The 7,250-nt window shown below is 69.7% G+C and carries 5 protein-coding genes and 3 pseudogenes; 5 read left to right on the top strand and 3 right to left on the bottom strand.

The window, feature by feature from the left end; all coding sequences use genetic code 11:
* From AD428_RS08530 to AD428_RS08515, 4 genes and pseudogenes are all read left to right on the top strand, one after another.
* Window positions 1-522, top strand: a pseudogene (locus tag AD428_RS08530) (ATP-binding cassette domain-containing protein); the annotation flags it as partial.
* Between the two features lie 35 nt (window positions 523-557).
* On the top strand, window positions 558-1,631 hold the full coding sequence (locus AD428_RS08525) for an ABC transporter permease (RefSeq protein WP_053244863.1): 1,074 nt from the start codon (window positions 558-560) through the stop codon (window positions 1,629-1,631).
* Between the two features lie 10 nt (window positions 1,632-1,641).
* Window positions 1,642-2,592: an ABC transporter permease gene (locus AD428_RS08520; protein ID WP_053244862.1), complete on the top strand. Its 951-nt coding sequence runs from the start codon at window positions 1,642-1,644 to the stop codon at window positions 2,590-2,592.
* Window positions 2,593-2,752: 160 nt separating this feature from the next.
* Window positions 2,753-4,034 (top strand): annotated as a pseudogene (locus AD428_RS08515) (amidohydrolase family protein).
* Here the strand turns inward: AD428_RS08515 and AD428_RS08510 are convergent.
* Window positions 4,009-4,194: pseudogene (locus AD428_RS08510) on the bottom strand (Rid family hydrolase); the annotation flags it as partial. The pseudogenes AD428_RS08515 and AD428_RS08510 overlap by 26 nt on opposite strands.
* Window positions 4,195-4,600: 406 nt before the next feature.
* Here AD428_RS08510 and AD428_RS08505 point away from each other — a divergent pair.
* A complete protein-coding gene (locus AD428_RS08505) occupies window positions 4,601-5,158 on the top strand; it encodes a PIN domain-containing protein (RefSeq protein WP_235489539.1) in 558 nt (185 codons plus the stop codon).
* Window positions 5,159-5,161: 3 nt separating this feature from the next.
* Here AD428_RS08505 and AD428_RS08500 read toward each other — a convergent pair whose 3' ends face one another.
* Together AD428_RS08500 and AD428_RS08495 are read right to left on the bottom strand one after the other, a co-directional pair.
* Window positions 5,162-6,379, bottom strand: coding sequence for a threonine ammonia-lyase (locus tag AD428_RS08500; protein ID WP_053244859.1), 1,218 nt, complete (start codon window positions 6,377-6,379; stop codon window positions 5,162-5,164).
* Between the two features lie 15 nt (window positions 6,380-6,394).
* Window positions 6,395-7,117, bottom strand: coding sequence for a hypothetical protein (locus tag AD428_RS08495; protein WP_152968024.1), 723 nt, complete (start codon window positions 7,115-7,117; stop codon window positions 6,395-6,397).
* Between the last annotated feature and the right edge of the window lie 133 nt (window positions 7,118-7,250).

The following is a 7,250-nucleotide window of genomic DNA, read 5'->3' as shown; positions in this document are numbered from 1 at the left end:
ACCGCGGCCCGGGTGGGCCGCATTCCCGAGGACCGCCACGGCGAAGGCGTGATCGGCGACAGTCCCCTGTGGGAAAACGCCATCGTCGAAGACCTGCGCGACCGGCGCTTCGCGCGCTGGGGCCTGATCCGCGCGCGGGCCGGCCGCGCCCATGCGCAAGCCCTGGCCACCCGGTTCGACGTGCGCGCCGCCTCGCTGGACGTGCGCACGCGCAGCCTGTCCGGCGGCAACATGCAGAAGCTGATCCTGGGCCGCACGCTGGCGCGCGAACCGCGCTTCATCGTGGCCGACCAGCCCACCTGGGGCCTGGACATCGGCGCGGTGGCCTACGTGCGCGAGCAACTGCTCGCGGCGCGCCGGCGCGGCGCCGGCGTGTTGCTGATCTCGGAAGACCTGGAAGAAATCTTCGCCCTGGCCGACCGCATCGCCGTGCTGTGCGGCGGCAGGCTGGTGGCCGTGAAACCCGTGGCCGAATGGACGCCCGCCACCGTGGGCCTGGCCATGACGGGCACCGCCGCCTGAAGCGCGCGCGCCCCAAACACCTGGAACGACCCCGCATGAAATTCATCCTGGAACGCCGCGCCGAGCCCAGCCGCCTCGCGCTGGCGCTGGCCCCGGTGGCGGCCATTCTCTGCACCCTGGCCATCTGCACGCTGCTGGTGGCGTGGGCCGGCGCCCCCGTGGGCAAAACCTACGCCCTGCTCTTCGAAGGCGCGTTCGGTTCGCGCTTCGCGCTGTCGGAAACGCTGACGCGCGCCACGCCGCTGATGCTCACGGGCCTGGCCTGTGCGGTGGCGTTCCGCGCCCGCTTCTACAACATCGGCGCCGAAGGCCAGCTCTACCTGGGCGCGCTGGCGGCCGTGGCCGTGGGCGGCCTGCACGGCGGCACGGGCTTCGACCTGCCCGTGCCCGTGCTTTTTGCCGGCATGATGCTGGCCGCCGCGCTGGCGGGCGCGCTGCTGCTGCTGGTTCCCGCGCTGCTCAAGACCCGGCTGGGCGTGGACGAGGTGGTGACCACGCTGCTGGGCAACTTCATCGTGCTGCTCTTCGTTTCGATGATGCTGGACGGCCCCATGAAAGACCCCATGGCCATGGGCTGGCCGCAATCGGTGGCGCTCAACGGCGATCTGGAACTGGGCAAGCTGATCGCGCGCACGCGCGCCCACACCGGCCTGCTCTGGGCCGCCGGCCTGGCGGCGGGCCTGTGGCTGCTCAACCGCTACACCGTGTTCGGCTTCCAGATGCGGGCGGTGGGTGCCAATGCCCACGCCGCGCGCTTCCTGGGCCTGCCGGTCAACCGCGTCATGCTGGGCACCGCCGTGCTGTCGGGCGCGCTGGCCGGCCTGGCCGGCGCCATCGAGGTGGCCGGGCGCACCGGCTACGTCACGCTGGACATGTCGCCCGGCTATGGCTACACCGGCGTGGTGGTGGCCATGCTGGCGGGCCTGCATCCGCTGGGCGTGGTGCTCGCCAGCGTCTTCGTGGCCGGCATGCTGGTGGGCGCGGACAGCATGAGCCGCGCCATCGCGGTGCCCAATTACATCGCCGACGTCATTGTGGCGACGTCGCTGCTGGCCATGCTGGTGGCCACGCTGTTCGCGCAATACCGCCTGCGCCGCAACCCCGCCTGAGGAAACCGCAATGGAATGGATGGATCTGCTGAGTTCGGCGGCTTTCTGGATTGCCGTGCTGCGCCTGGCCACGCCCCTGATCCTGGGCACGCTGGGCGTGCTGCTGTGCGAGCGCGCCGGCGTGCTCAACCTGGGCATCGAGGGCATCATGGCCGCGGGCGCCTTCACCGGCTGGCTGGTGGTGTACCTGGGAGCGCCGCTGTACGCGGGCGTGCTGGCGGCCGCGCTGGCCGGCGCCGCATTCGGCCTGCTGCATGCGGTGCTGACGGTGCCCCTCGGCCTGTCGCAGCACGTCTCGGGCCTGGGCGTCACCATGCTGGCCACCAGCCTGAGCTACTTCGCCTACCGTGTCACCTTCCCCAGCTTGAACACCCCGCCCACCATCACGCCCTTCGCCGAAATGAAGTTCCTGGCCGGCATCCCGCTGGTCGGGCCCGTGCTGGCCGGGCAGACACCCATGACGCTGCTGGCGCTGGCCGCCGTGCCCGTCCTGGCCTGGGTGCTGAACCGCACGCCGGTCGGCCTGGCGATCCGCATGGTGGGCGAGAACCCCGCCGCCGCCGAAGGCCAGGGCCTGTCGGTCACGCGGTTGCGCATGGGCGCCATCGTGGCAGGCTCCGCCCTGATGGGCGTGGCGGGCAGCTTCCTGACGCTGGCGGCCTTCAACGCGTTCTTCTTCAACATGGTCAACGGCCGCGGCTGGGTCTGCGTGGCGCTGGTGGTCTTTGCCTCGTGGCGGCCCGGCAAGGCGCTCGCGGGCGCCCTGATCTTCGCCTTTTTCGACGCGCTCCAGCTCCGGCTGCAGCAGGGCGGCGCGGCGCTGCCGGGCCTGCCCGAATTGCCCTATCAGGTATACCTGATGCTGCCATACGTTCTGTCCATCCTGGCGCTGGTGGTCATGGCTCGCCGCGCCGCCTATCCCCAGGCGCTGATGAAGCCCTACCGCAAGGGCGAGCGGTAGGGAAGACGCCCCCCAAGCGCCGCGCGCTTTCCCCTCAAGGAAGCGTCGCTACGGACCGGCAGGGCCGGCTGCGTGCGAACCCGCGTGTGGGCGCCGTTTTCATACAACCGGGGTGACACGCATTACCATGAACCACTGAAACCTTCCGCAAGGAACCCGCATGTTCGATCTGATCCTTAGACACTGCTCGCTGCCCGACGGCCGCCAGGACATCGATATCGGCATCGCCGGCGGCCGCATCGCGGCGCTGGAACCGGCGCTGAAGGCCGAGGCCGGCCAGACCATCGACGCGGCCGGCCAGCTCGTGTCGCCGCCCTTCGTGGACGCCCACTTCCACATGGACTCCACGCTGTCCTATGGCCTGCCGCGCGTGAACCAGTCGGGCACGCTGCTCGAAGGCATCGCGCTCTGGGGCGAACTGAAACCGCTGCTCACGCAGGAAGCGCTGGTGGAGCGCGCCCTGGCCTATTGCGACTGGGCAGTGGCGCGCGGCCTGCTCGCCATCCGTTCACACGTGGACGTGTGCGACCCGCGCCTGCTGGCCGTGGAGGCGCTGCTGCACGTGCGCGAGCGCGTCAAGCCCTACCTCGACCTGCAGCTGGTGGCTTTCCCGCAGGACGGCGTGCTGCGCGCGCCCGGCGCGCTCGACAACCTGAAGCGGGCGCTGGACATGGGTGTGGACGTGGTGGGCGGCATTCCGCATTTCGAGCGCACCATGCAGGACGGCGCCGAATCCGTGCGCATCCTGTGCGAGCTGGCCGCCGAGCGCGGCCTGCGCGTGGACATGCACTGCGACGAAAGCGACGATCCGCATTCGCGCCACATCGAGACGCTGGCCAGCCACGCGCACCGGCTGGGGCTGCAGGGCCGGGTGGCCGGCTCGCACCTCACGTCCATGCATTCCATGGACAACTATTACGTCTCCAAGCTCATCCCGCTGATGCGCGAGGCCGGCGTGGCGGCCATCGCCAACCCCCTCATCAACATCACGCTGCAGGGCCGCCACGACACCTATCCCAAACGGCGCGGCATGACGCGGGTGCCCGAGCTGATGGCCGCCGGCGTGCCCGTGGCCTTCGGCCACGACTGCGTCATGGACCCCTGGTACAGCCTGGGTTCGGGCGACATGCTGGAAGTCGCCCACATGGGGCTGCACGTGGCGCAGATGACGGGCCAGGACGCCATGCGGGCCTGTTTCCAGGCCGTGACGGCCGCGCCCGCCGCGATCCTGGGCCTGGAGGGCTACGGGCTGGAAGTCGGCAAGCGCGCCGACCTGGTGCTGCTGCAGGCGCGCGACCCCGTCGAGGCGCTGCGACTGCGCGCCACGCGGCTGATGGTGCTGCGCGGCGGGGCAGGTGGTGGCGACCACGCCGCCCGCCACCGCCACCCTGAACCTGCCTGGCCGTCCCGCCGAGATCAGCTTTCAGCCCCCACGCCGATGAGCACCGGCCGCGCCGCCGCGGTCACGATGATTTCCACCAGCAGTTCCGGCGAGGCCAGCTTGGCCTCGCAGGTGGCGCGCGTGGGCATGAGGCGCGGCGGCAGCCATTCCGCCCACACCGCATTCATGCCCTCGAAATCGCGCTCGATGTCCTTGCCCCAGGGCCGCGGCGCCCGAGTGGTGAAATTGGTAGACACAAGGGACTTGAACAATTTGAGCCCGCCAGGGGAAACCCCGGCGGTGCAGCCCGTCAAACTCGGCGAACGCCCTGGACTCCGGTCCGAGCCAACGCCGAGCCAAGCCTGGCCCCGCTGGCCAGGAAGGTGTAGAGAGCAGACGGCGGGCGCCTAAGGCCGCGAGGCTATGGCGAAGGCGTGCTCCAGACCACGAACAGCCCTGCTGGCGGCGAAAGCCGAAGTGGTAAGAAAATCCCTCGGCCGCAAGGCCGTACCGGTTCGATCCCGGTCTCGGGCACCATTTCCTCTATTCTTGAGCCGGTGTTGCATGCGCCGGCCCTTTACCGTGACCCCCATCCCACCTTTCATCGTCATCGACGCCTGCGTCCTCATGTCCGGCATTCTGCGGCGGCTGTTGCTGCGGCTGGCGCAGGCGGGGGTGTATGCGCCGGTCTGGACGGACCGCATCGGCGAGGAGTGGCGGCGCAATGCGGCGCGACTGTGGGAGATTCCGCCGGCGGTGCTGGAAGAGCAGTGGCAGGACATGAATGCGCGCTTTCCGCAGGCGCGCGAGGCGGACACGCAGGCGTACGAGGCCGGCCTGCGGTATAGCGATCCCAAGGATTTCCACGTCATCGCGGCGGGCCTGGCGCGGCGGGCGCGCTGCGGGCTGCAGCAGCCGCCGGCGGTGCAGGTGCTTACCTGGAACCTGAAGGATTTCAACCGTTCGGAGCTGCGTCGCCAGGGGCTGGATGTGTTCAACCCCGACCGCATGCTGTCGCGGTGGTGGGAGGAAGGCGCGGACCGGATGCGGGAGGCGCTCGCGGCGGTGCCGGACGATTATGTGGCGCTGGGGCGCGAGCCCGAGCCGCTTGCGGCCACGCTGCACCGCGAGCGTCTGTACCGGCTGAAGAACCTGCTGGCGCGCGAGGCAGCGGCGCGCTCCTGAGCCTCAGTGATCGTGGTTGCTGGCGTGGAAGCCGGCGGCGTTGAGCATGTCGATCACTTCCTGGATGTGCTCGGGGCCACGGGTCTGCAGCACGAAATCCACTTCCACGTTGCGCACGGGCAAGGCGGTGAAGGCGCGCTGGTGGTGCACTTCGGTGATATTGGCCTGGGCGTCGGCGATGAGCTTGGTGGCATGGGCCAGCGCGCCGGGCAGGTCGCGCAGGTCGACGCGGATGCGGGCGAGGCGGCCGGCGCGGACCATGCCGCGCTCGATGAGTTCGCCCAGCATGAGCGGGTCGATGTTGCCGCCGGTGAGCACCAGCCCGATGCGCTTGCCACGGTAGCGGTCGCTGCCCTCTTCCTGCGCGCGCAACAGGGCCGCCAGGCCGGCCGCGCCGGCGCCCTCGACGACGGATTTCTCGATTTCCAGCAGCACCACGATGGCGTGCTCGATGTCGCTTTCGCTGACCAGCTCGATGCGGTCGACGAGCTTGCTGACCACGGGCAGGGTGAGGTCGCCCGGCGATTTGACGGCGATACCCTCGGCGATGGTGTAGGCGCCCTGCGGCAGCGATTCGCCGCGCACGGCGCCGTACATGGAAGGAAAGCGCTCGGTCTGCACGCCCACGATCTCGATGCCGGGCTTGAGCGCCTTGGCCGCCGTGGCCATGCCCGAGATCAATCCGCCGCCGCCGATGGCCACGACCAGGGTGTCGAGTTGCGGCTGGTCTTCCAGCATTTCCAGGGCCACGGTGCCCTGGCCCGCCATGACGGCCTCGTCGTCGTAGGGGTGGATCATGACGAGGCCGCGCTCCCGGGCCAGCTGGTAGCCGCGCGCCTTGGCGTCGTCGAAGGTGTCGCCGGCCAGCACGACTTCCGCGCCGAAGCGGCGGGTGTTGGCGATCTTCACGGTGGGCGTGAAACGCGGCATGACGATCACGGCCGGCACGCCCATGCGCTGGGCATGGTAGGCCACGCCCTGGGCGTGGTTGCCCGCCGAGACGGCGATCACGCCCTTGGCGCGCTCCGCTTCGGTCAGGGTCAGCATGCGGTTGAGCGCGCCGCGCTCCTTGAACGAGGCGGTGAACTGCAGGTTCTCGAATTTCAGCCAGATTTCCGCCCCGAAGATGTCGGACAGCGTGCGCGACAGGGTGAAGGGGGTTTTCAGCACCTGGCCGCGCAGGTTCTCGCGGGCGGTCTGGATGGAGGCGATATCGATCACGTTGGCGATTCCCGGTTAGCGCACAGGCAGGAAATTGAAGAGCAGCAGGCCCTGGGCGTAGTTGATGCCGATGCGCCGTGAATTCTCTCCGAGCAAGTTGGCGATGAGATCCAGCCGGCCGATGATGGCGCCGAATTCGCGCTCGAAGCTCAGGTTGGAGGCGGTGGCGGACATTTCATTGGCCAGCAGGAGAGGTTCGCCCTGCTTGTTGCGGCGCGTCGCCAGCAGCCAGGCGGCCGCCTCGACGTTCCGAGCGGCATTGTAGACCCGCTGGCCGTCCAGCGCGTCGGAAACGTACAGCCGGGTCTTGCCGTTGTGGGCGGTGATGATGGTGTCGGCCAGCCCGTAGATGAAGGCGGCCACCCGATCGCCCGGGTAGCCCGGGTCCAGCGACACCGCGAGGATCTGGATGTCGTGCAGGCCGGACAGATCGGCCGGCGGAACCCGGTTCTCGATGGCGTGTTTCACGCGCGCCACCGCCGCGGCGTGGTCCGGCACGCCGCTCTTGCGCCATTCGCGCGGATTGCGGCGGTAGAGCTTGTCGAGCAGCGCATAGAGGCTGGCGAGATTGTCCCGGACTTCGAGCGTGACGGTGCGGTTGAAATCGGTCTGGGCGAACTGGTCCGCCGACATGGCCTCGCTCCTGGGCCCCGGCTGCCCCGGCTGCCCGCCGGCGCAACCGCCCAGCAGCAAGACCGCCGCCAGCGCCATGCCGCCCAACGCCGGCCTTTTCCTCATGCCCTCACCATCCGAATCCTCCCCAGGCCGCGCCCGGGACCGGGCGGCATCGATTCCACGCGCACGAATTTACCGTAATACCGCCGCCGGGCGCCAACGGCGAAGCGGCGCACGCGCACGGGATGGCCCGCCC

It is taken from the genome of Achromobacter sp. DMS1 (genome assembly GCF_001270295.1).
The sequence above is the reverse complement of the archived record's forward strand: the minus strand, read 5'-3'. Positions and strand labels throughout refer to the sequence as shown.

Coding starts and splice junctions, on each gene's coding strand:
- AD428_RS08525 (WP_053244863.1), top strand. CDS start 558: ATGAAATTCATCCTGGAACGCCGCGCCGAGCCCAGCCGCCTCGCGCTG.
- AD428_RS08520 (WP_053244862.1), top strand. CDS start 1,642: ATGGAATGGATGGATCTGCTGAGTTCGGCGGCTTTCTGGATTGCCGTG.
- AD428_RS08505 (WP_235489539.1), top strand. CDS start 4,601: ATGTCCGGCATTCTGCGGCGGCTGTTGCTGCGGCTGGCGCAGGCGGGG.
- AD428_RS08495 (WP_152968024.1), bottom strand. CDS start 7,117: ATGAGGAAAAGGCCGGCGTTGGGCGGCATGGCGCTGGCGGCGGTCTTG.